Here is a 21324-nt window from a genome sequence, read left to right on the forward strand (position 1 = left end):
TGGGATTAACATCACAGATGAGAAAATCAACCACACGTTTTGGTGATGATCCAAAAATCTTTGGAAAATAAGTCGAGATGTCTATATTTTTCTCTATGAAAAAATTATGAGCACAATTATTTTGCAAGTACTGTTGAACTTGATAGAATATTGGCTAGAGAGGGGGAGACTTCATGAGTGAAAGAAAAACTCGAAGCAGTCGTCATTTACAGCCATCTCGTAATAAAAAGCTAGATAAACTATTGAATGTTTTAATTGGTATTGTCGTGATATTAATTATTATAACAGCAACATTTGTGTTTAAATGGCAGGACGATGCAGGAAAAGCTGAGAAAGACGAGCCAATACAGGAGCAGAAGAACGATAAAAAAGATGTGAAGGAAGAGCCTTCTAAAGATCAAAATAAGGATGAATCCGCTCAGGAGGAAAAACCAGCAAAGGACGAGCCTACAGAAGAATCTCAAACATCTGAACAGGACACTACTACTGAAACTACTTCAGACAACCCAATTGTTGACAAGGTCATAACAAATAAAAATTGGGAACCTACACCTACAACTCAAACAGGTCAGCATGTGTCTTCTTACGATGGTAAATCAGTAGACTGGGCTGAAAAGGTAGCAACAGTTGAGGTTGTTACAGGCATCGAAAAGGACAATTTGATTATCTGGCGTATGGGAAATAACGGTAGTGCTAATTCGGCTATTGCAACAGTTTCAACGAAGGATAAGACAAAAATGTATCGTGTTAGTATGGAATGGGTCGACAACGAAGGCTGGACACCAGTAAAACTTGAGCAACTAAATACATTAAACGGCGCCTATTGACGAAAATAACTCGTTTGTTTATTTTTTAATAGAGTTGAATAAAGAAGGGAAGTAACATAGACATGAAAATTGCAGTAATCGGCGCAATGGAAGAGGAAGTAGAGCTTTTACGAGCTTCATTAGATCAGGCAAATAGCACAACAATTGCAGGCAGTGAATATACAACAGGAACTTATAAAGGGAAAGAGGTAGTTTTATTAAAAAGTGGTATTGGTAAAGTGAATGCTGCAATGTCAACTACTATTCTATTACATGAATTCAAGCCTGATGTAGTCATCAATACGGGCTCTGCCGGTGGCTATGATGAAACTCTTGAAGTAGGAGCAGTCGTTATTTCAGATGAGGTCCGTCACCATGATGTTGATGTAACGATTTTCGGTTATGAAATGGGTCAGATGGCTGGTATGCCAGCAGCTTATAAATCAGATGAAAAACTTATGAAAGTGGCTGAAGAGGCAGTAGAGGCTGTTGGAGAGCACCAATATGGTATTGGTTTAATTTGTTCGGGGGATGCATTTATGAATGATCCTGTTCGTGTAGAAGCTGTCCGTCGTCATTTCCCACAAATGAAGGCTGTGGAGATGGAAGCAGCAGCTGTTGCACAAGTATGCTATCAATTTGGTACTCCGTTTGTTGTTATTCGTGCTTTATCTGATATTGCTGGAAAAGAATCGAATATTAGCTTCGATGAGTTTTTACCAGTAGCTGCAAAGCATTCAACACAAATCGTACTAAAAGCTATCGAATCGTTATAAAGTCTAATAATTTGTAAAATAAACTACACAAAATGGTCAAAATGAGTAGCTATTAGTGTGAGAAAAATCACAGTTTATAGGTCTCGCTAATGCTAAACTGTTGTTAAATAAATCTCTTCATATTTAGATGGGAGGCATTCATAATGCTATTTTTAACAGCAGGTGTAGTCATTATAACGATGTTACTAGGTACACTTATTTCAGTAGAACTTTCAGAAGCAGCAGAATTTCATTAAGAGAAAGCTCTCTCGCGACATTTTATGACGCAAGAGAGCTTTTTTTTGGGCAAATTACTGAAAAGTTTGTTGACCCAAGTGACTCATCAGACGCCCTAGAAAAGCGCTCAGTCGGAACGGAAATCAACTTTACGTTATGGTGATAAACATAAGGGGTACTTTTGTAACAAAAAATACAAGATTAACTGCAGAATAATGTAATGGGATTGTTGAAATTTTATAAGTATCAATTTACAATATATTACTCAATAATCTTTTGATCTCGTTTATATAATTGATAGAGTTTAATAAGTGCTCGCTTTTCAATGCGAGATACATAACTACGAGAAATATTTAAACGTGCAGCGATTTCCTTTTGTGTGAGTGCATCTTGCTGGTTTAGACCATAGCGAAGTGTAACGATTTCGAGTTCACGTTCGTCAAGCATATGCAAATAATGATATAGTTGTGCAACATGCTCTTTATGTTCAAGTTTTTCTGTTGCACTTTCTTCGTCGCATTGTAAAAGATCTCGAATTTGTAGTGCATTACCATCTTTATCTGTACCGATTGGCTCAAATAAGCTAACATCTTTTTGCACTTTTTTCTGTGTACGCAAATGCATTAAAATTTCATTTTCGATACAACGGGCGGCGTAAGTGGCAAGACGGGTTTTTTTGTCGGGAGTATAACTTTCTACAGCTTTCATAAGCCCAATAGTACCGATGGAAATATAATCATCAAGCTGTTCATGCTTTGGGTGGAATTTCTTCACAACGTGTGCGACAAGTCTCATATTGCGTTCAATTAGGTCAAGACGCGCTTGCTCATCACCGCCTAAAAATCGTTCAATACAAGCAGCTTCCTCTTCTTTTGAAAAGGGTTTATGGAATGTTTGCCCCTTTAGATAGCCAAGTAACGCTGGGATCTCAAGCCATAACTGCAACATAGATGTAAAAATTCCGCTCATTGAATGATTTCATCCTTTCCCCATTTTTCGACAGTATATGTTATGAAACTGTGTTAAATGAAAAAAAGTGCAACAGCAAATGCGCTGTTACACTTTTTTTAACGAGATTGTACTAATCATTAGTAATGCTAGTATTGGGAATAGGAAAAGATAAAATGCCGGGTGGAACGTATTAGATGCAAAATACGTTAAAGTTAAGATTGTACCTGCCGCTGTAATTGGTAACCCTGTAAAATAGCCGTTTGCTTCAGTAATATTGAAACGAGCTAATCTCATCGCACCGCAGATGATATACAATACTGTCATCGTCATGCCGACGAAACCAAAGTCGACTAAGACAACTTTATACATTAATAATGCAGGTGCCACACCAAATGATATAATATCACTCATAGAATCTAATTGTTTACCTAGATCAGACACTTGTCCGAGTGCTCTAGCTACCTTTCCATCATAACGATCAAGAAGGGCTGCAATAAAGATAAACAAGACACTATAGCTATAGTATTCGTGTAGTGTAGCCATTATGGCCGCTCCGCCGAAGGACATATTACTGATTGTGATAAAGTTTGCTGCTTGCGATTTCATTTTCTTAACCGTGGTATCCACCAACTTGTGATAAAAAAACAAGGGGGATCACTCCTTTGCACTTAAGATATTGTACCATTATACTTCGAATGCGAAAAAATTGACAGTCTAAATTAATCGATAGGGGTTTTGTTTTATGAAAGAAAAACTATATCAACGCTTGATTGAATTAACAAATGGAAAGCAATCCTCCCATCTTTTGCAATCTATTGCAAAAGCAAAGTGGAGTAAACGCATTATTCCTAGTTACATGAAAGTTTACGATATTAAACTTGAAGAGGTTTCAAAAAAACAACAACAATTTTCAAGTTTACATGATTTTTTTACAAGAGAGCTTTTAGAACATGCACGCCCAATTGAACAAAATCCCACTACCTATGTAAGTCCAGTAGATGCCAAAGTGGAATCATTTGGACGTATCGAATGGGATATGACATTTCATGTAAAGGGTAAGCCTTATGCTTTACATGATTTACTTGGCAATGCAGAACGTGCTTCACAATATACAGATGGACATTTTATCGTGTTTTACTTGAGTCCCGCAGATTATCACCGTATTCATAGCCCGATTGATGGGGAAGTGCTAAGACAATATACACTTGGTCAAAAATCTTATCCTGTTAACCAGCTCGGTCTTACATACGGTAAAAAACCTATTTCACACAATTATCGTTCAGTAACGGAGCTAAAAGTGGCGAATAATCAGCAGATAGCGTTTATTAAAGTAGGCGCTACCTTTGTAAACTCAATCATGCTCACTAATACAACAACACAGTGGCGTAAAGGTGAAGAAGTCGGATATTTTTCATTCGGCTCAACAGTAGTTATGCTGTTTGAAAAGGGTGCAATAGAATTTACGGAAAATGTTGTGCAAGGAAGCCCAATTCGAATGGGTGAAGCCTTCGCAAATATGCTATAATGTTCGAATAATACATTTAGATTAGGGGTCGCTATTTTGTATAATTTTTTATTACCAGATGAATTTGTCACGAGTATTTATGAAATTACACCGGAAAAGCTTCAAGACTTAGGCATTAAAGGTATTATTACCGATTTAGATAATACGCTTGTGGAATGGGATCGTGCTGATGCAACGGAAGAGCTTATTATTTGGCTGCGCATTATGAAAGAATCAGGCATTCGTGTTATTATTGCGTCGAATAACAAAGAAGCGCGTGTAAAGCAATTTGCTGAGCCATTAGGTATTCCTTATATTCATAAGGCGAGAAAGCCACTTCGTAATGCCTTTTATAGTGCGATTATTCAATTAGGGCTACGACCACAGGAAGTAGTAATGGTAGGAGACCAACTATTAACAGATGTAATGGGCGCAAATCGCTTAGGCCTGCATACGGTACTAGTAAAACCAGTTGCACAATCAGATGGGCTCGTAACAAAATTCAATCGATTTATTGAACGTCGTGTGTTCAATAATTTGAAACGAAAAGGAATCACTACTTGGGAGGAAAAAGAATGAACGAAATGCCAAATTGTATTGGCTGTGGTACAACAATTCAAACAGAAGATAAAACAGCAGTTGGGTATGCACCCCCATCATCATTAGAAAAAGACGTGGTCATTTGCCAACGTTGCTTCCGTTTGAAAAATTATAATGAAATTCAACCAGTTTCATTAACAGATGACGACTTTTTACGCATATTAAACGGTCTTGGAACACAGCAAGGCTTAATCGTAAAAATTGTTGACATATTTGACTTCAATGGGAGTTGGTTACCAGGACTTCACCGTTTCGTTGGTAACAATCCTGTCTTATTAATCGCGAATAAAGCCGATCTATTACCGAAATCTGTGAAACCGAAAAAAGTGATTAATTGGCTAAAACGTGAAGCAAAGGCTCTTGGTCTACAACCTGTCGATGTACTTTTAGTGAGTGCCCATAAAGGTAAAGGGATGGCCGAAGCAATGGAAGCCATTGATGAGTACCGTAATGGACAAAATGTGTACGTTGTAGGTTGTACAAATGTTGGGAAATCCACGTTCATTAATCGCATTATCAAGCAGGCTACTGGTGAAGGTGAGATTATTACAACTTCTCATTTCCCAGGTACTACTTTAGATATGATTGAAATTCCATTAGATGATGGTAGTGCATTATATGATACACCAGGAATTATTAATCACCATCAGATGGCACATCATATTGACTCTAGCGAATTAAAATATATTATGCCTAAAAAAGAAATAAAGCCAAAAGTATATCAACAAAATGCAGGACAAACATTATTTATCGGTGCTCTTGCTCGTTTTGACTTTATTCAAGGAGAACGTTCGGCATTTACGGTACATGTGGCAAATGACTTACCAATACACCGTACAAAGCTTGAAAAGGCAGATACATTGTATGCAGAGCATAAGGGTGAATTGCTGGCACCTCCAACTGCCGAATTTATCGAACAGCTACCGCCATTAGTGCGTCATGAGTTTTCTATCAAAGAAGCAAAAACAGACGTTGTATTTTCTGGTCTTGGATGGATTACAGTGCAACATGCCAATGTTGTTGTAGCAGCTTATGCACCAAAGGGTGTACAAGTTTCAATTCGCCCATCACTAATTTAGGATGTACAAGTAGAGAAGAGGGACTAGGAAATGAAGAAATGGTTTGCGGTTATTGGTGATCCGATTGAGCATTCAAAATCCCCAGCGATGCATAATGCATGGTTCGAGGAAATGTCGATAGATGCGACGTATATTCCAGTGCATGTATCTTCTGAAAATTTGGAGTCAGCAGTTGCTGGCCTGAAAACATTAGGTGCTAGTGGTTGGAATATTACAATCCCACATAAAACAGCGATCATTCCTTATTTAGATGAGCTAGATGAGTTGGCCCAAAAAATGGGAGCTGTTAATACGGTTGTCCGAACAAATGAAGGAAGATTAAAGGGATACAATACAGACGGTGTTGGTTTTGTGCGCTCGTTAGAAGAAGCGGTTGGTAAGTCACATAAAGACAAGCCAGTTCTTCTTATTGGTGCGGGCGGTGCTGCTCGTGGTATTGCTTTTGCTATGCAGCAGCAAGGTTATACGAATTTAACCATTGCCAACCGCACAGTGGCAAATGCACAAGCAATTGTCGATGAAATGGGTATAGGTAATGCAATTTCTTTAACAGAGGCTGAGGAATCATTAGCTGATTTCGGCATTTTAGTGCAAATGACATCGGCTGGACTTGCTACGGGCAATTTTTTAATGCCATTTTCATTAGAACGACTTGCAAAAGGCGCAATTGTGGCTGATATTGTGTATAATCCATTAATGACGCCTTTTTTAAAAGCGGCTGAAGAAAAAGGAGCAACCGTCGTTACGGGTCTTGGAATGTTCGTTCACCAAGGGGCTATTGCTTTTGAGCATTGGCTTGGTGAATACCCAAATACAAATTCAATGATTGCGCAATTAAAGGCGCAATTAGGAGGATATTAATTTTTATGTTAACAGGTAAACAAAAACGTTTTTTACGTGCAGAAGCACATCATTTAACACCTATTTTCCAAGTAGGAAAAGGCGGCGTTAATGACGAAATGACAAAGCAAATTCGTGAAGCATTAGAAGTACGTGAGTTGATTAAGGTACGTATTTTAGATAACTGTGAGGAGGACAAGCATGAAGTTGCAGAAGCACTTGCTAAAGGTGCTCATGCAGAGCTTGTGCAATTAATTGGACTGACAGTTGTTTTATATAAAGAATCACGCAATCAAAAAAAGATTGTGTTACCAAAAGCAACGAAATAAGGTGAGACGATGAAAAAGATCGGTTTACTGGGAGGTACATTTAATCCACCACATAATGGACATTTAATGATGGCTAATGAAGTTCTTCACGCATTAGATCTAGATGAAGTTCGCTTTATGCCAAATGCGTTACCACCACATAAGTTCGCACGTCATGATACTAGCGATGTGGAGCGCCTTGAAATGGTAAGGCGTGCAATAAGTCCATATCCGTATTTTTCTGTGGAGTCGTATGAGGTGGATAAGGGTGGCGTATCCTATTCATATAAGACACTTTCTGCGATGTGTAAGAGAGAGCCTAATGTGAAGTTTTACTTCATCATTGGTGGCGACATGATTGATTCGCTTCATACATGGTACTGTATTGATGAATTAGTGAAGCTTGTGCAATTTGTAGGAGTAAAGCGTCCAGGAACTGAGGCCACAACAGAGTATCCTATAATAATGGTGGAAGCTCCCCAAATCGATTTATCGTCCACACTGATTCGTGAACGCCTAGCCACTGGAGGAACGGTTACTTTTTTACTGCCTGAAGCGGTAGAGACGTTCATACGAGAGGAAGGTCTTTATGGAACGCGAACAGTATTTAGCGGCGATTAAGCCACGTATGCCTGAGAAGCGCTATATTCATACTATTGGTGTAATGGAAACAGCCATTGAGCTAGCGAAATTATATGGTGAAGATGAAAAAAAAGCTGAGACAGCAGCCATCCTTCACGATATTGCGAAATATGCTGATATCGAATGGATGGAGCAAATCGTCCGTGATGAAAAATTAGATGCTCGTCTTATTGGCTGGGGTAGTGAATTACTGCATGGTCCAGTAGGTGCATATATTGCAGAAAGCGAATTTGCCATTACGGATGAGGATATGTTAAATGCTATTCGTTTTCATACAACAGGACGCGTTGGCATGAGCCGTTTAGAAAAAATTATTTTTGTTGCGGATATGATTGAACCCAATCGTAAATTTGATGATGTTGATCGTCTGCGAAAAAAAGCAAAGAAAAATTTGGATAAAGCGATGAGTGCTTGTGTGCGCCATACATTGGCATTTTTAATTGACACAAAACAACCAATTTATCCATTATCAATAGAATGCTACAACGATATGATGAAAAGAGAGGACAGTGAAGGATGACTTCAACTTTATTACAATCAGCTTACAAAGCAATTGACGACAAACATGGTGAGGATATTGTCGTTTTAAATATGCAAGGCATTTCACTTTTAGCGGATTACTTTATTATTTCTCATGGTAATTCTGACCGCCAAGTGCAAGCAATCGCACGTGAATTACAAGAGGTAGCAGTAAAAGAGGGCTATGAAATTCGCCGCGTAGAAGGCTTCGATGCAGCACGCTGGGTTCTTGTAGACCTTGGGGATGTTGTAGCGCATGTATTCCATAAAGATGAACGCGCTTATTATAACTTAGAGCGTCTATGGGGCGATGCACCTCAACTAGACATGCCAGAGGCTTAAGTGTGAGTAGTTACGAACGATTTGCGCACGTGTATGATGAGCTGCAAACCGATATCCCTTATAATCTTTATGTGGAATGGGTTTTGAAGCATGCACCGAGCAGTCAATTTCCAAATCTCTTAGATATCGGCTGTGGTACAGGTGTACTTGGGCTGTTGTTTGCGCAGGCAGGTTACAAGGTGAGTGGAATCGATTTATCTGAAAATATGCTCTCAATTGCCGCAGAGCGCTTTGCTGATGCAGGATTACATGTTCCTCTCTATTGTATGTCGATGGATGAATTAGAGGGCTTTGAGGCGCTTGACGTTGCAACAATTGCTATTGATTCGCTGAATTATGTAGTAGAGGAAAAAGCAGTATATTCAACATTAGAACGTATTTATGGTGCTTTACGAGATGGAGGCCAACTGTTTTTTGACGTGCATTCGTTATTTAAAATGAATGATATATTTTTAGATGGACCATTTACGTATGACGATGGTGATATTAGCTATGTATGGCACACGGAGCCTGGCGATTTTGAACATTCTGTTGTCCACCAAATGACGTTTTATGTACGTGATGCTGAGAGTGATCTGTATGAACGTTTCGACGAAGAGCATAACCAACGTACATTCTCAATTGAGCAATATATGGCATGGCTTCAGGAAATTGGCTTTAATCATGTAGAAGTAACAGCAGATTTTACTGATGAAGGCCCTGAATATGAAAGTGAACGCATTTTTATCCGTGCGGTAAAATAGTAAAACAGCTCGCTGGTAAACTTACCATCGAGCTGTTTTTACTTTTCATTGTTTATATTTTTTCCTCCGAAATAATATTTCTGTTATCTACAACCCAATTAAAAGGAGCTGGAATTATGTGGCATTTAACATTACAAGAGAAAAAAGCGTATGAAAATGCGATGAAACTATTGATTCACGAATCTGATGAAGAGTGGATACAAAGCCTTGCTTATGCAAAGGAAAATGATATTGATTTATATAAGGAAAAAAAGCAGGAGTTAGATGTATTACGTAATAGTTTAATGAACTATGTACCACTGAGGTTTCAACCATATATTTTAGATAGTACGTTGAATACACTAAAAGTTCCTAAACATGTACGGAAAGAATTTTTACGATGGAGAGATGAACAGGAGCAACTATTTGAAAATATTCTCGATGCGGCATATGAGGAAAAGCAGAAAACGTTAGCTTATATGAAACCAAAGGAAAGAGAGGTCTTTGAGCAAAGCCTTCATGATGCAAAAGTAGTTAGTATTCACCGTACTGCTACTCAAGTTGTATTAACACTTGATATGGCAGGAGGCTTTACTGCAAAATCAATCATTTATTTAACGTTTAACAATATTAAAAGTGAGTTAGGTCAAGTAGTTCCAGAGCAGTTTTATATTTACGATGAGCTCAGAAAAACAGCTAATGGTTTTGCACTTCGTGTTATTTTTGATTGCCCAGAGGTGGAGTGGACGATTGAAGCAGAGGAGTTAGAAGTTGAATTTTATTATCGTCCAAAAACATATAGTGACTTTGCTGAAAGTGGTAGTTTTGCTGCATATGTTCAAACATTACAGCTAGAGAATGGCTTAATCTTTATTACGCCGCAATTGAAAAAGCAAGTGGTTGGGCTTCAGCAACATGCACCGTTTTTAATTTTTGAAAATAGTCATATAAATGAAAATGAACATGGGGTTTATGTAGATTCAATACGTGTGGCAGATAAGTTAGAGGATTGTATTCATTTTTTACATACAGATACATATGAAGATCCGTATGCACACTTTAGTGAGCCAATACCAATACAGGACTTGGCAGAGGCGGCTCTCGGTACAGATTTAGAGTTAAAGGTTCGCGCTTGGAATACGATGTACGCCAATCCAATACAGCTCGCTAAGGAGATTAATCATATATTAATGCAGATGAGTCCATCTCAAGAGGATGATATGATGCAACGTGTGTTCATCCGCCATTTTAACAAAGAAGGAATTTTAACGACTGAGCTTCAAGTGAGATTTAAAGACATATTAGAAAACTAAAGCTTTTAAAAAGTATTGTTAAAAGAAAGCCACGTTGCGCCAATATGCATCGTGGTTCTTTTTACATTGATTGGTAGGAATAAAAGTGACGGATTAAATCATCGAAGTGATTTAGTTGATTGGAGTGGAGACTGGGTGACTCCTTGGGGATCAGCGATAGAGGAACGAAGGCTAAAACCATCACGTCCTGTGATAACGCCTTCGTGACCAACATCGGTGCTGCTGACGCTACGTTAGCACTACGCTTTCGCGCAAAAAACATCTGTTGGCCCGAGACCCTGCAGCGAAGCGAAGCGGCTCATCGGACGCCCCCAGGAAGCTTTACTCTGTGCGACAGCGAAGCGTCAGCAACAAAGCGCCCAGTCGGAACGGAAATCAATCCACGTTATGGCAATGGGTTTTCATTATTAGACTTAGCACTTTAAATAAACAATTTATCTTTTCAACACCTGAAGGATATTGTAAGATGAAATAGACTCCATATGATTACCTTTTGCAAAGGAAAGGATGTTATAGATGATCCAATCTTTTTGGCAAAAGTACAAAAAAAGTATGTTGATCCCCGGCATACTTGCAATCAGTGGACTTAGTTACTTCTTTTTTTCGAGTTCTGACTCTTCACCTCCCCAAGAAGAGCTCATCGAAACAATCCAACCTATTGAACAACATGAAATGAAAGAATCTGTTGATGAAGCGGTCATACAGCAGGTATTTGTTGATATAAAGGGTGCTGTTATGTATCCAGGTGTCTATGAACTACAGACTGACCAGCGAATTATAGATGCGGTAAAGCTAGCAGGTGGCTATACGCAGGATGCTAATACGCAACTCATTAATCATGCGCAAAAAGTCGAGGATGAAATGGTTATTTACATTCCTATAAAGGGTGAAAAGCCTGAGGAAATTACCACTAATATCTTGACGATGCCTACTAGCGGAACATCACAAAGTAACAATGGAATGAAAGATCAAAAGGTCAATTTAAATAAAGCAGATGAAGCAGCACTAACGACATTATCAGGTATTGGTCCCTCAAAGGCTCAAAGCATTATTTCATATCGTGAAGAGAATGGTGGCTTTAAAACAATTGAGGACTTAAAAAAAGTGAGTGGTATTGGCGAAAAAACATTTGAGAAACTGAAGGATTTCATCACAGTTAAATAATAGCAGTAAGTTTTGAGATATTGACGATTCTTTTCAAAAAGGGCTACACTATAGTATAAATGACTGTTGCAATAAACGGACAGCTAATTAATTATGGAGGTAGTCATATGGAGCGAATTACTTGGGATCAATTTTTCATGGCGCAAAGCCATTTACTCGCATTACGTAGTACATGTACAAGGCTTGCAGTAGGAGCTACTGTTGTTAGAGATAAGCGAATTATAGCAGGTGGCTATAACGGTTCAATTACAGGTGATGAACACTGTATCGAAAAAGGCTGCTATATTGTTGATAACCATTGTGTGCGTACAGTGCATGCTGAGATGAATGCACTGCTACAATGTGCTAAATATGGTACGCCAACAAAAGGTGCAGATTTATATGTTACACATTTCCCGTGTTTACCATGTACGAAATCTATTATTCAAGCAGGTATTAAACGAGTATATTACGCTACCGATTATAAAAATAACCCTTATGCACAAGAATTATTTGAAAAAGCAGGTGTAGAGGTTGTACACGTTCCATTTGATGAACGTAAAATTGACTTTTTAAGCGATGAAAAATTTGCCTTGTACATAGACATGTTAAACGAGCTTCGTGAGAGTGGCATGCCTGCAGAAAAATTGCTCCCATATGAACAGAAGGTGAGTGCATTATTTGGCAAAAGGCTTTAAAGCATAAATGGATTTACGTAGCACTAGCTGTACTTGTTGCTTCAATAGCGGCACACAAGTCAGCTTGGCTACTCGCTATTCTTCTGCTATTCGCGTTATGGCTTAAATTGAAAGGTGAAAAGAGTTTAATTTCAGCATTTGTTATTGCCATTGGATTTCTTTCTTATTTCTTCATCGTTACATTTCAACTGACGGAATCTTCCCCTCTACCGTCAACATTCCAAATAACTTGGTCGAGTGAATTTAAAATAAATGGTCAAAAGCTTAGAGGTTTTGTAAAAACTGAATCAGGTGAGAAGCTGTATGTTGTTTATACATTTTCATCAGAAGAAGAGAAAATTTTTTATGAAACTACATCATTGACAGGTAGGACTTATCTAGTCCAAGGAAAACTTGTAGCACCGCTTCCACCTGCACATGCATATGCGTTTTCTATGGAAAAATATTTGATCAGTAAAGGTGCTAGTGGAATATTTGAAGTTTCAAGCTGGACCTTTATAGAAGAGAAAAAGTCCATTCGTTCGTTTCTCGCTAAACAGAGACACTCTATGAAAAAACATATTGAAACAACATTCCCAGAGTCACTAGTTGCGGAGGCACAAGCACTTCTAATAGGATTACAAGATCAAGTCGATTATGAGCTTCAAAGAGCCTATCAAAAGCTTGGCATTACTCATATATTTGCTATCTCTGGGTTGCATGTGGCACTTATCTCATGGTTGTTTTTTGAAGGCCTCCTACGTATAGGTGTACGGAAGGAAATGGCGACCATAGTTTTACTCATCATCTTACCTATCTACGGGGTGATAGCTGGCGGTGCTCCTTCTGTATGGCGCGCTGTATCTGTCGTAGAAATAATTATGTTGATGCGTTACGCTAGGTGGCGCATATCTATTGATGATGCTCTAGCAATTAGCTTTATTTGCTTTGTCCTACTTGAACCAGGTGTCATTTATCAGATTGGCTTTCAATTGTCATATTTAGCAACGGTTAGTCTCGTCTATTCAGGTGTCATTTTAAAACTATCCACGAACTGGTTGATTCGTTCATTTTTTATTACATTCGTGTGCCAGCTACTTGTTTATCCATTATTACTCCATCATTTTTATGAAATTTCTATTTCTTCATTTTTAGCGAATATTATTTTCGTACCATTGTTTTCTTTAGTTATTTTGCCTTTAAATATTGCCATGTTTATAATAACGATTATATCGATGCCATTAGCAAAAGCTTTGTTTGTTGTGTACGAGCCTCTCCGTGCTTGGCTTACAAAGTTTATTTTATATCTTCAGGAATTGCCGTTTCAGCTGTGGTCGCCAGGGAAGCCTGCAATATGGCTTATTTGCGTGGCGTTGATAAGCGTATTAGCGGGCTTCTATTTTCTTGAGATAAAACATTATGGTAAATTTGCAGTTGTCATGTTTATTCCTGCATTGTGTATTCATTTATCACCGAAACTGTTTAACGAAACTAAGCTGACGTTTTTAAACGTTGGTCAGGGTGATTGTACGGTTATTGAATTACCGTTTAGAAGGGCTGTCTATGTTATTGATTCAGGGGGCTTACTACGCTTTGAGAAGGAAACTTGGAAGGCATCAGATAGCCCATATGAGGTTGGAAGACAAGTTGTTGTACCGTTTTTAAAAGGAAAAGGAATACGAAACATTGATATTTTTATCGCCACTCATGCGGATGCTGATCACGTAGAGGGTGCTGAAGAGATTTTGCAAGAGATTAACATGCATGAAATTCATCTCACTCCTGGTTCAATTGATAAGCCTGTCTTGCGGGATTTACTGACGGAAGCCAAAAAGAAAAAAGTTCCTGTAAAAGAAAAAATGCAGGGAACAGCGTGGCGCATAGGAAACACTAGTTTTAGTTATTTATGGCCTCATGATACTCTTTATGAGGGCAATGATGATTCAATCGTTTTATATATGCAACAGGGCTCATTTCGAGCATTGTTAACGGGTGACTTAGAGGAGCGTGGCGAACAGGAGCTTATCAAACTTTACAACAAGCAGTTAGCGGATATGACATTGTTGAAGGCTGGACACCATGGTAGTAAAACATCAAGTATAGAGCCGTTTGTAGAGCTGTTACGGCCTGAACTAACCATTTTCAGCGCTGGGCTCAATAATCGCTACCGTCATCCACATAAAGAGGTTGTGGAGCGTTTTACAAGTCGACATTTATCTACATTAACAACTGGGATAGATGGGACGATTGAAATAAGAATTCGTAAAAATAGTTGGTCTGTGCAATGGGAAAAAGACCTTGTCCAATGAGCAAGGTCTTTTTCCTAGACATAAAATAAATTATCTAGATGCTACTTCTACTATAATTGCGATAAGAAACATAAGCGTAAACATTCCAAATGATACACCGAAGCCAACTCCAGAATCGATTGCATCGTTACGGCGACATTGTATGTTTTTTCCTTCAAATGGATTCATTGTTATCCCTCCAATTCTGTTATTTATTATAAGACATCAAATTCATAAAAGCTATATCGAAACGGAGAATTTGCCAAGTGGCAAGGAATCGACACAATTCGGTCAAAGTCACAAAGGAATATAAATCATGTATACTAGTAGTATTGCTAGATGGAGGGAAAATTATGATTTCAACGGTTTGGAATACTATTAAAAAAGGAGAGCTCTCACCAGTTTATTTACTCGTTGGTGAGGAAAGCTATTTTATAGATGAAACAGTTAAACGATTAAAAGAAGCGATAGGGCACGAAGAAGAGATAGAAATGTCAACATTTGATTTGGAAGAAATGCCAGTGGATGTCGTGATGGATGAAGCAGATACAATTCCTTTTTTCTCTGAGCGAAAGCTTATCATTGCTAAAAATGCATCCTTTTTAAAGGCAACTGAAAAAGGCAAAGAAAAAATTGACCATGATATAAAACGCTTAGAAGCATGGCTTGCTAACCCTTCTGATTTTTCAGTAACAGTTTTTATCGCACCTTATGAAAAATTGGATGAACGTAAAAAAGTGACAAAGATGATGAAGGAGCATGCGTTATTAGTTCAAGCGGAAACACCGAAGGAGCAGGACTTAGCTGTGTGGATTCAAAGTATAGTCAAAGCAGAGGGCAACAGCATAACACAAAATGCGATTGAGCAGCTTGTCGCAATGGTGGGACCGAATATGCTACAGTTGCAAATGGAAGTTGAGAAGCTAACTCTTTATGTTGGAGATGGTGGTGAAATAACTGCTACGCTAGTCGAGGATTTAGTGGCAAAAACGTTAGAGCAGGATGCCTTTAAAATGTTAAATGCTTACTTTGCGAACGATTCTGTAGGGGCACTGTCTATTTATCACGATTTACTACGTCAAAAGCAAGAGCCGATCATGCTTGTTGGTTTGCTTGCATCAAATGTACGTACGATGTCTAATGTGTTTTATTTATTAAAAAAGGGCTATCATCCACAGCAAATCGCAAAAAATTTAAAAATACATCCTTATCGTGTCAAGTTGATGGTTGAGCAGCGTAATCGTCCATCAGAGGAAAGCTTATTGAAGGCGTTATATCAGTTAGCAGAGGTCGATTTACAACTGAAATCAACAGGAGGCAATCGTGAACGTTATTTAGAACTCTTTTTACTGCGTCAGCTTTAAGAGTATAGCGATAAGAAAACATCTATTGATGAGCTGTCCAGGACAATAGGGGCAGCTCTTTATAGTAAGTACAATAGTGGGAAAATGAAGTTACGACAAGGGGTTAATAATTTTCTTGTAAATTAAAAAGATCAGCTACTCTTAATAGAGTAAACTGATCTTTTATAACAATTACGCTTTTTTAGCAAGGCGAGACTTTTTACGAGCCGCCGCGTTTTTGTGGATAAGTCCTTTTGAAGCTGCTTTATCTAAAGATTTGTAAGCTGCTTGTAAAAGTTCTTGTGCGTTTTCAGCTTTAGCAGCAACAGCGTTTTCAGCTTTTTTCACTGTAGTACGCATTGCAGATTTAGCTTGAGTGTTAGCAGCGTTAGCTTTTTCGTTAACTTTTACGCGTTTAATCGCAGATTTAATGTTTGGCATATGTTTCACCTCCTAAAATAGGTACGAGATGATATCTTCTCATTGATTCTTGTGTCAATACAACAAAAATCATTTTAACAAACGCTTGGACAAAATGCAATAGATAAATGCAAAGAATATTTACTTGACAGTTTGAACAAACTACAGTTGAGGTGAACTGTATGCAAAATTTTAATTGGCAACGTACGGATTTGATTGATGAGTCTGAAGAGGTTGTTTTACATCAAACGAAAGAGCAAAAAGATACACTTAAAGAGTCGAGTGGTATTCAAATTGAAGATCTCAATGCTGGTCGGGTAAAAATCACTGATGTGCTCGTTGATGCAGAAGGTGAGAAGCAAATCGGAAAGAGGAAAGGGAAGTATATTACTCTTTCTGTGCCTACTTTGACGTTAGAAGATCAGGACGGATTTGAGCAGCTTGAGAAAGAATTGCTTGCGAATTTCAAAAAAATGCATAAATCCATGTCATGGAAAGAAGATGACAAAATTTTAATTATTGGTTTAGGGAATAGGACAATTACACCAGATGCTATAGGACCGTATCTTATTGATCATTTGCATAGTTTAGATGTAATAGATGAAAAATTCGTCATGTATGCGCCTGGTGTAACGGGGCAAACAGGATACGAGACTGGTGAATTTGTAGCGGCTTTAGCAGAGCGCCTTAAACCTAAATTAATTATTGTTGTAGACGCACTTGCAACGAGAGCTAGTGATCGCTTATGTAAAACAATTCAATTAACAGATACAGGGATACACCCTGGTTCAGGTGTTGGAAATCAACGTAAGGAAATTTCATATGAGATGCTTGGCATTCCTGTTACAGCAATTGGTGTCCCAACAGTAGTTGATGCACCTGTATTAATTGCGGATGCTGTAGAGGTGATGCTACGTTCTATAGCTGCACGAGTGTCAGAGCGAAGTAAGCCATCATCAAAATTGTCATTATCGTCTTGGCAACCAGATATAAATAAAGAACTAGATATGTCTTTAGTACAGCCGATTTTTGGTGAATGGGCTACATGGACTAAAGAAGAGCGTCAGCAATTATTTGCAGAGACTTTCGCAGGCTCGCATACACAGCTGATGGTCACGCCAAAAGAAGCAGATTATTGGGTAGATAAGTATGCAAAACTCGTGTCATCTATGCTTATGAAATGGGCAAATAATCTATAATTTTTTTCGTTCTAAAAGGCATACCCCCTCCATACGATAAGGGGAGGAGGGTGTGACTTTGCTAAAAAAACTACAGTGGTCATTTGGTTTATTGTTGTTCTTTTTCGTATTACCTGTCATTGCTGGGCAACTTCCGTTCAACAAGCAAGCATCGACTCCGATTAAAGAACCAGAGGATAAACAAGTCGTGTTTGCCGCTACTAATTTACCTGAACAAAGTGCACTGGAGCAGACAAAAGAACAAACGCAAGAGGAAACACAGGAACAAACGAAGGTTCAAACAAAAGATCCATTTAAAGTCTTGTTATTATTTACTCATTCACAGGAATCATATCAACCAATAGTGAAAGCTGTTAGCGGGAAAGCGGCCTATTATGATGAAAAAACAAATATTTATAATTTAAAAGATACTATTTCTAAGCATTTTAGCATGAATGGTATACAAACGGATACTTTAAATGTTGATGTTATGAAAGAACTAAAACTTAAGGGAAAAAGTTTTCCGGATTCTTATAACGTTGTACGTCCTTATTTAGCAAAACGTTTACAAGAGCAATCCTATGATTTAGTTATTGATTTTCATCGAGATTCTTCCAAGAAAGATACGACAACGTTAACACATAACAACGAGTCATATGCACGAATTGCAATTGTTATTGGTGCAGAGCATAAAAATTATAGATGGAATACTGCTTATGCAGAAAGCCTATCTGCTGCTATGAATGAAATTGTGCCAAAGATTTCTAGAGGTGTTATATCTAAAAGTGGTGACAATGTAGATGGACGTTATAATCAAGATTTAACTAAAGAAATGATCTTAATCGAACTAGGTGGAATAGACAATACAGAAGAAGAATTGAATCGTTCAATTGCTGTAATAGGAAAAGCAATAGCAAAATCCTTCATTACAGAAAAACAAGATTAATATGCGTCATATTTAATATTGGAATTGGCGAAAAGATGGACCTTTTATACAGCCTTCTTTTTGCCAATTTTTTTTGTAAAGGGCTTTGCACTTAATATTTTTGGACAAAGTATGAAAATTGAATGATTGTTAGCAAAATTACCAGGAATTTTTTTAGGGAAAATAGTTATAAAACCTTTTAATTATTCAAGTCATGTCTTATAATTTTTTGAGTCAACACATAAAGATTTGACTATGAGTTGTAAAAAGTTTTGTAGCGGCATATAGGCGAAATACGCTTTTAAAGCATCTACCATATTTCGGAGATGCTTTTTTGATGGATAAAATATGAAAGATCAACCTTTATTGAAGGAAAATATACATATGAGAAGTTAATTTCGTGTTGTTTATATGATCAATAAAATATTTAAAGATATCATTTTATTTAAACTTTTATAAATACTCATCCGTCATTTATATAAGTGAATGCACCGAATCATTAGTTAAAAGGGGACGATAATTGGTTTTATACTAAAGTTTACACAAAGTTTTGTAGATTATCGGAAGAAAAGGAAGTAATGTTATGTCAGGCAAGGCAGTCAATCATCGTTATATCCCTGGGTTAGATGGGATTCGAGCTTTAGCAGTACTAGCTGTGATAGCTTATCATTTTAACTTCAGATGGGCCAGTGGTGGGTTCCTCGGAGTTGATATCTTTTTTGTTTTATCAGGTTACTTAATAACCTCTACTATTTTACCTTTAAAAGGAAATAAGTTAACAGTAGGACTAGGACAATTTTGGATTGGGCGATTTCGACGCCTACTACCTGCTGCGTACGTTATGATTATTACTTCATTCGCTTGGGCTACCTTATTTCATAAGGAACTTCTTCATACATTGCGCGGAGATACAATATTTTCTATTTTTTATTCAAGTAATTGGTGGTTCATTTTTCATAAACTCTCTTATTTTGATAGTTTTGGATCCCCATCACCTTTAAAAAATTTATGGTCTTTAGCGATTGAGGAACAATTTTATCTTATTTGGCCAATTCTGTTAATGCTAGGGCTTTATCTTGTAAAAGAGCAGAGTAAACTAGCCATTTTCATCTTTATCGGTGCATTATGTTCAGCTGTGTTAATGGGCATTCTGTATGAACCAGGGTCTGATCCTAGTCGTATATATTACGGGACAGATACACGTTCCTTTGAATTACTTATAGGCTGCTGGCTAGCTCTCGTTTGGCCAATGAAAAGACTATCTTCACAAAAACTATCTACTGACCATGTCAATAAACTAAACGCTATAAGTTTGGTTGCTTTTAGTATTTTTATTGTAAGTATTATTTTTGTAGATGAATATCAAACTTTCTTATATAGAGGTGGCATGTTCCTATTTTGTTTGAATGCAGCTATATTAATAGCGTGTGTTTGTCATCCAATTAGCATTTTAGGAAAAATACTTTCTTTAAAGCCTCTACGTTGGATTGGTTCAAGATCATATGGAATATATTTATGGCATTACCCAATCATGGTGTTGGGAACTCCTGTAACCGAGATAGGTAATCCTGCATACTGGCGAGTTGCTTTACAGCTAGGTCTTATTTTGATTATTGCTGAATTATCGTATCGTTTTATCGAAATGCCAATACGGAAGGAAGGATTCCGAGCCTATTATCGACAGTATCTTGTATTTAATAAAGATAAATGGGGTAGCTTTTCATTTAATAGAAAAATTTCTACTGTGCTTGTTCCACTATTCCTTCTAGTATTTTTTACTGGAATGACAGGCGTTGTAGGAGAAGAACAAACCGAATCTAAAGAATCTAAGCCAACAGAAATTAAAATAAATGGAAATGGTGGAGAACAACTTCCGAAGCATAATGATTCTGTAGCGGAAAAAGAAACTACAGAAAGCGATTCTTCAAATGTTGGGAATGAAAAAACTGAACCTAACCTTCCATCGGACAAAGAAGAACCAAAGCAAGGAGAAAATGATACAACTGCTAACCCTAATGAATCCTATAATGGTATATTAGCTATTGGAGATTCTTTAATGATAGATATTGCTACAAGCTTACATAATATCTATCCTAATATTACAATTGATGCAAAAATTGGTCGCCAAGTTTCACAGGCTGTCGAACTGGCACCAAATTATGCTAGTTTTAATCAGCCAAATAAAGCAGTTATTATTCAACTTGGCACAAATGGTTTCTTTACGAGTGATCAAATCGATAAACTACTTGAAGCTTTCTCCAATGCCGATATTTATTTGGTGAATACTCGAGTACCACGTTCATGGGAAAGTAAAGTAAATTATTCATTACAACAAAAAGCTCAAGAACATGATAATATTACATTGATTGATTGGCACTCGGCTGCTATCAATCATCCAGAATTTTTTGCTCCAGACGGCGTACATTTAGAACAAAAAGGTGTTAATACGTTAACAAACCTTATTCAACAATCAATAAATATTTAACTTCTCTCAGCTGATTCCGAACGTATTGTTTTCTGCGCGAAAGCGAAGCGTCAGCGGCAATTATGCTGAGGCATAAGTGATTTTAGTAATAAAATAGCCAGCGTGCACCATTTCTAGGTGTAGCTGGCTATTTTTTATGAAGGATATAGGAAATATCTCTTAGCAACTCATTATCGTTTTTGCATTGTTTTGCAGAGGAAATGGCACACTATTTAGAATAACCATTGATTTAACAGCATTTATGCCG

The 21324-nt window shown here is 37.6% G+C and carries 23 protein-coding genes; 19 read left to right on the plus strand and 4 right to left on the minus strand.

The features are described 5' to 3' along the window. Nucleotides 1-173 precede the first annotated feature (173 nt). Nucleotides 174-827: a YrrS family protein gene (locus ACFVT8_RS02225; protein WP_387082149.1), complete on the plus strand. Its 654-nt coding sequence runs from the start codon at nucleotides 174-176 to the stop codon at nucleotides 825-827. 62 nt (nucleotides 828-889) lie between these two features. After that, the gene (gene mtnN / locus ACFVT8_RS02230) at nucleotides 890-1582 is read left to right on the plus strand and encodes a 5'-methylthioadenosine/S-adenosylhomocysteine nucleosidase (RefSeq protein WP_387082148.1); all 693 of its coding nucleotides are present in this window, start codon (nucleotides 890-892) and stop codon (nucleotides 1580-1582) included. Between the two features lie 477 nt (nucleotides 1583-2059). Here mtnN and sigK read toward each other — a convergent pair whose 3' ends face one another. Together sigK and pssA are read right to left on the minus strand one after the other, a co-directional pair. Then, complete coding sequence (gene sigK, locus ACFVT8_RS02235) at nucleotides 2060-2767, minus strand: RNA polymerase sporulation sigma factor SigK (protein WP_053484741.1); 708 nt, start codon at nucleotides 2765-2767, stop codon at nucleotides 2060-2062. 87 nt (nucleotides 2768-2854) lie between these two features. Further along, entirely contained in the window at nucleotides 2855-3355 is a 501-nt protein-coding gene (gene pssA, locus ACFVT8_RS02240; protein ID WP_142509087.1) for a CDP-diacylglycerol--serine O-phosphatidyltransferase, read from the minus strand. A gap of 136 nt (nucleotides 3356-3491) precedes the next feature. Between pssA and ACFVT8_RS02245 the strand changes: the two genes are divergently transcribed. From ACFVT8_RS02245 to ACFVT8_RS02305, 13 genes are all read left to right on the plus strand, one after another. Further along, nucleotides 3492-4274, plus strand: a complete 783-nt coding sequence (locus ACFVT8_RS02245; protein WP_387082147.1) for a phosphatidylserine decarboxylase — start codon at nucleotides 3492-3494, stop codon at nucleotides 4272-4274. A 36-nt stretch (nucleotides 4275-4310) separates the two neighbouring features. Then, nucleotides 4311-4832: a YqeG family HAD IIIA-type phosphatase gene (locus ACFVT8_RS02250; RefSeq protein ID WP_053484739.1), complete on the plus strand. Its 522-nt coding sequence runs from the start codon at nucleotides 4311-4313 to the stop codon at nucleotides 4830-4832. Beyond that, complete coding sequence (yqeH, locus tag ACFVT8_RS02255) at nucleotides 4829-5932, plus strand: ribosome biogenesis GTPase YqeH (protein ID WP_387082146.1); 1104 nt, start codon at nucleotides 4829-4831, stop codon at nucleotides 5930-5932. The genes ACFVT8_RS02250 and yqeH overlap by 4 nt, the downstream gene beginning before the upstream one ends. Before the next feature lie 30 nt (nucleotides 5933-5962). Further along, nucleotides 5963-6793: a shikimate dehydrogenase gene (gene aroE, locus ACFVT8_RS02260; protein ID WP_387082145.1), complete on the plus strand. Its 831-nt coding sequence runs from the start codon at nucleotides 5963-5965 to the stop codon at nucleotides 6791-6793. A gap of 5 nt (nucleotides 6794-6798) precedes the next feature. Beyond that, nucleotides 6799-7101 (plus strand): ribosome assembly RNA-binding protein YhbY, encoded by a 303-nt coding sequence (gene yhbY / locus ACFVT8_RS02265; protein ID WP_283868833.1) that lies wholly within the window; start codon nucleotides 6799-6801, stop codon nucleotides 7099-7101. Nucleotides 7102-7110: 9 nt separating this feature from the next. Continuing rightward, a complete protein-coding gene (locus ACFVT8_RS02270; RefSeq protein ID WP_387082144.1) occupies nucleotides 7111-7701 on the plus strand; it encodes a nicotinate-nucleotide adenylyltransferase in 591 nt (196 codons plus the stop codon). Next, complete coding sequence (gene yqeK, locus ACFVT8_RS02275) at nucleotides 7670-8242, plus strand: bis(5'-nucleosyl)-tetraphosphatase (symmetrical) YqeK (protein ID WP_387082143.1); 573 nt, start codon at nucleotides 7670-7672, stop codon at nucleotides 8240-8242. Before ACFVT8_RS02270 ends, yqeK begins: the two co-directional genes overlap by 32 nt. Beyond that, the gene (gene rsfS, locus ACFVT8_RS02280) at nucleotides 8239-8583 is read left to right on the plus strand and encodes a ribosome silencing factor (protein ID WP_387082142.1); all 345 of its coding nucleotides are present in this window, start codon (nucleotides 8239-8241) and stop codon (nucleotides 8581-8583) included. Before yqeK ends, rsfS begins: the two co-directional genes overlap by 4 nt. Nucleotides 8584-8585: 2 nt before the next feature. Beyond that, a complete protein-coding gene (locus ACFVT8_RS02285) occupies nucleotides 8586-9326 on the plus strand; it encodes a class I SAM-dependent DNA methyltransferase (protein ID WP_387082141.1) in 741 nt (246 codons plus the stop codon). Nucleotides 9327-9442: 116 nt separating this feature from the next. Beyond that, the gene (locus tag ACFVT8_RS02290) at nucleotides 9443-10618 is read left to right on the plus strand and encodes a DUF4085 family protein (protein WP_387082140.1); all 1176 of its coding nucleotides are present in this window, start codon (nucleotides 9443-9445) and stop codon (nucleotides 10616-10618) included. Nucleotides 10619-11134: 516 nt separating this feature from the next. Then, a complete protein-coding gene (locus tag ACFVT8_RS02295) occupies nucleotides 11135-11782 on the plus strand; it encodes a helix-hairpin-helix domain-containing protein (RefSeq protein ID WP_387082139.1) in 648 nt (215 codons plus the stop codon). 107 nt (nucleotides 11783-11889) lie between these two features. Then, nucleotides 11890-12459 (plus strand): ComE operon protein 2, encoded by a 570-nt coding sequence (locus tag ACFVT8_RS02300; RefSeq protein ID WP_387082138.1) that lies wholly within the window; start codon nucleotides 11890-11892, stop codon nucleotides 12457-12459. 107 nt (nucleotides 12460-12566) lie between these two features. Beyond that, nucleotides 12567-14747, plus strand: a complete 2181-nt coding sequence (locus tag ACFVT8_RS02305; protein ID WP_387082137.1) for a DNA internalization-related competence protein ComEC/Rec2 — start codon at nucleotides 12567-12569, stop codon at nucleotides 14745-14747. Between the two features lie 30 nt (nucleotides 14748-14777). On the opposite strand, the gene ACFVT8_RS02310 is transcribed toward ACFVT8_RS02305, so the two are convergent. Next, nucleotides 14778-14915: a YqzM family protein gene (locus ACFVT8_RS02310; protein WP_349660086.1), complete on the minus strand. Its 138-nt coding sequence runs from the start codon at nucleotides 14913-14915 to the stop codon at nucleotides 14778-14780. 164 nt (nucleotides 14916-15079) lie between these two features. Between ACFVT8_RS02310 and holA the strand changes: the two genes are divergently transcribed. Next, nucleotides 15080-16090, plus strand: coding sequence for a DNA polymerase III subunit delta (holA, locus tag ACFVT8_RS02315; protein WP_387082136.1), 1011 nt, complete (start codon nucleotides 15080-15082; stop codon nucleotides 16088-16090). 171 nt (nucleotides 16091-16261) lie between these two features. On the opposite strand, the gene rpsT is transcribed toward holA, so the two are convergent. Beyond that, nucleotides 16262-16510, minus strand: coding sequence for a 30S ribosomal protein S20 (rpsT, locus tag ACFVT8_RS02320; protein WP_142508923.1), 249 nt, complete (start codon nucleotides 16508-16510; stop codon nucleotides 16262-16264). A 161-nt stretch (nucleotides 16511-16671) separates the two neighbouring features. On the opposite strand from rpsT, the gene gpr reads away from it, so the two are divergent. The 3 genes from gpr (at nucleotide 16672) to ACFVT8_RS02335 (ending at nucleotide 21077) form a co-directional block, all read left to right on the plus strand. Next, entirely contained in the window at nucleotides 16672-17688 is a 1017-nt protein-coding gene (gene gpr / locus ACFVT8_RS02325; RefSeq protein ID WP_387082135.1) for a GPR endopeptidase, read from the plus strand. Nucleotides 17689-17740: 52 nt separating this feature from the next. Further along, nucleotides 17741-18613, plus strand: coding sequence for a stage II sporulation protein P (gene spoIIP, locus ACFVT8_RS02330; RefSeq protein ID WP_387082134.1), 873 nt, complete (start codon nucleotides 17741-17743; stop codon nucleotides 18611-18613). Between the two features lie 562 nt (nucleotides 18614-19175). Then, nucleotides 19176-21077 carry an acyltransferase family protein gene (locus ACFVT8_RS02335; RefSeq protein ID WP_387082133.1) on the plus strand — a complete coding sequence of 634 codons (1902 nt, stop codon included), beginning with the start codon at nucleotides 19176-19178 and terminating at the stop codon, nucleotides 21075-21077. Nucleotides 21078-21324 lie beyond the last annotated feature (247 nt).

The sequence above is a fragment of the Lysinibacillus sp. NPDC058147 genome (genome assembly GCF_042884205.1).
Lineage (GTDB): Bacteria > Bacillota > Bacilli > Bacillales_A > Planococcaceae > Lysinibacillus.

Coding starts and splice junctions, on each gene's coding strand:
- ACFVT8_RS02225 (WP_387082149.1), top strand. CDS start 174: ATGAGTGAAAGAAAAACTCGAAGCAGTCGTCATTTACAGCCATCTCGT.
- mtnN (WP_387082148.1), top strand. CDS start 890: ATGAAAATTGCAGTAATCGGCGCAATGGAAGAGGAAGTAGAGCTTTTA.
- sigK (WP_053484741.1), bottom strand. CDS start 2,767: ATGAGCGGAATTTTTACATCTATGTTGCAGTTATGGCTTGAGATCCCA.
- pssA (WP_142509087.1), bottom strand. CDS start 3,355: ATGAAATCGCAAGCAGCAAACTTTATCACAATCAGTAATATGTCCTTC.
- ACFVT8_RS02245 (WP_387082147.1), top strand. CDS start 3,492: ATGAAAGAAAAACTATATCAACGCTTGATTGAATTAACAAATGGAAAG.
- yqeH (WP_387082146.1), top strand. CDS start 4,829: ATGAACGAAATGCCAAATTGTATTGGCTGTGGTACAACAATTCAAACA.
- aroE (WP_387082145.1), top strand. CDS start 5,963: ATGAAGAAATGGTTTGCGGTTATTGGTGATCCGATTGAGCATTCAAAA.
- yhbY (WP_283868833.1), top strand. CDS start 6,799: ATGTTAACAGGTAAACAAAAACGTTTTTTACGTGCAGAAGCACATCAT.
- ACFVT8_RS02270 (WP_387082144.1), top strand. CDS start 7,111: ATGAAAAAGATCGGTTTACTGGGAGGTACATTTAATCCACCACATAAT.
- yqeK (WP_387082143.1), top strand. CDS start 7,670: ATGGAACGCGAACAGTATTTAGCGGCGATTAAGCCACGTATGCCTGAG.
- rsfS (WP_387082142.1), top strand. CDS start 8,239: ATGACTTCAACTTTATTACAATCAGCTTACAAAGCAATTGACGACAAA.
- ACFVT8_RS02290 (WP_387082140.1), top strand. CDS start 9,443: ATGTGGCATTTAACATTACAAGAGAAAAAAGCGTATGAAAATGCGATG.
- ACFVT8_RS02295 (WP_387082139.1), top strand. CDS start 11,135: ATGATCCAATCTTTTTGGCAAAAGTACAAAAAAAGTATGTTGATCCCC.
- ACFVT8_RS02300 (WP_387082138.1), top strand. CDS start 11,890: ATGGAGCGAATTACTTGGGATCAATTTTTCATGGCGCAAAGCCATTTA.
- ACFVT8_RS02310 (WP_349660086.1), bottom strand. CDS start 14,915: ATGAATCCATTTGAAGGAAAAAACATACAATGTCGCCGTAACGATGCA.
- holA (WP_387082136.1), top strand. CDS start 15,080: ATGATTTCAACGGTTTGGAATACTATTAAAAAAGGAGAGCTCTCACCA.
- rpsT (WP_142508923.1), bottom strand. CDS start 16,510: ATGCCAAACATTAAATCTGCGATTAAACGCGTAAAAGTTAACGAAAAA.
- gpr (WP_387082135.1), top strand. CDS start 16,672: ATGCAAAATTTTAATTGGCAACGTACGGATTTGATTGATGAGTCTGAA.
- ACFVT8_RS02335 (WP_387082133.1), top strand. CDS start 19,176: ATGTCAGGCAAGGCAGTCAATCATCGTTATATCCCTGGGTTAGATGGG.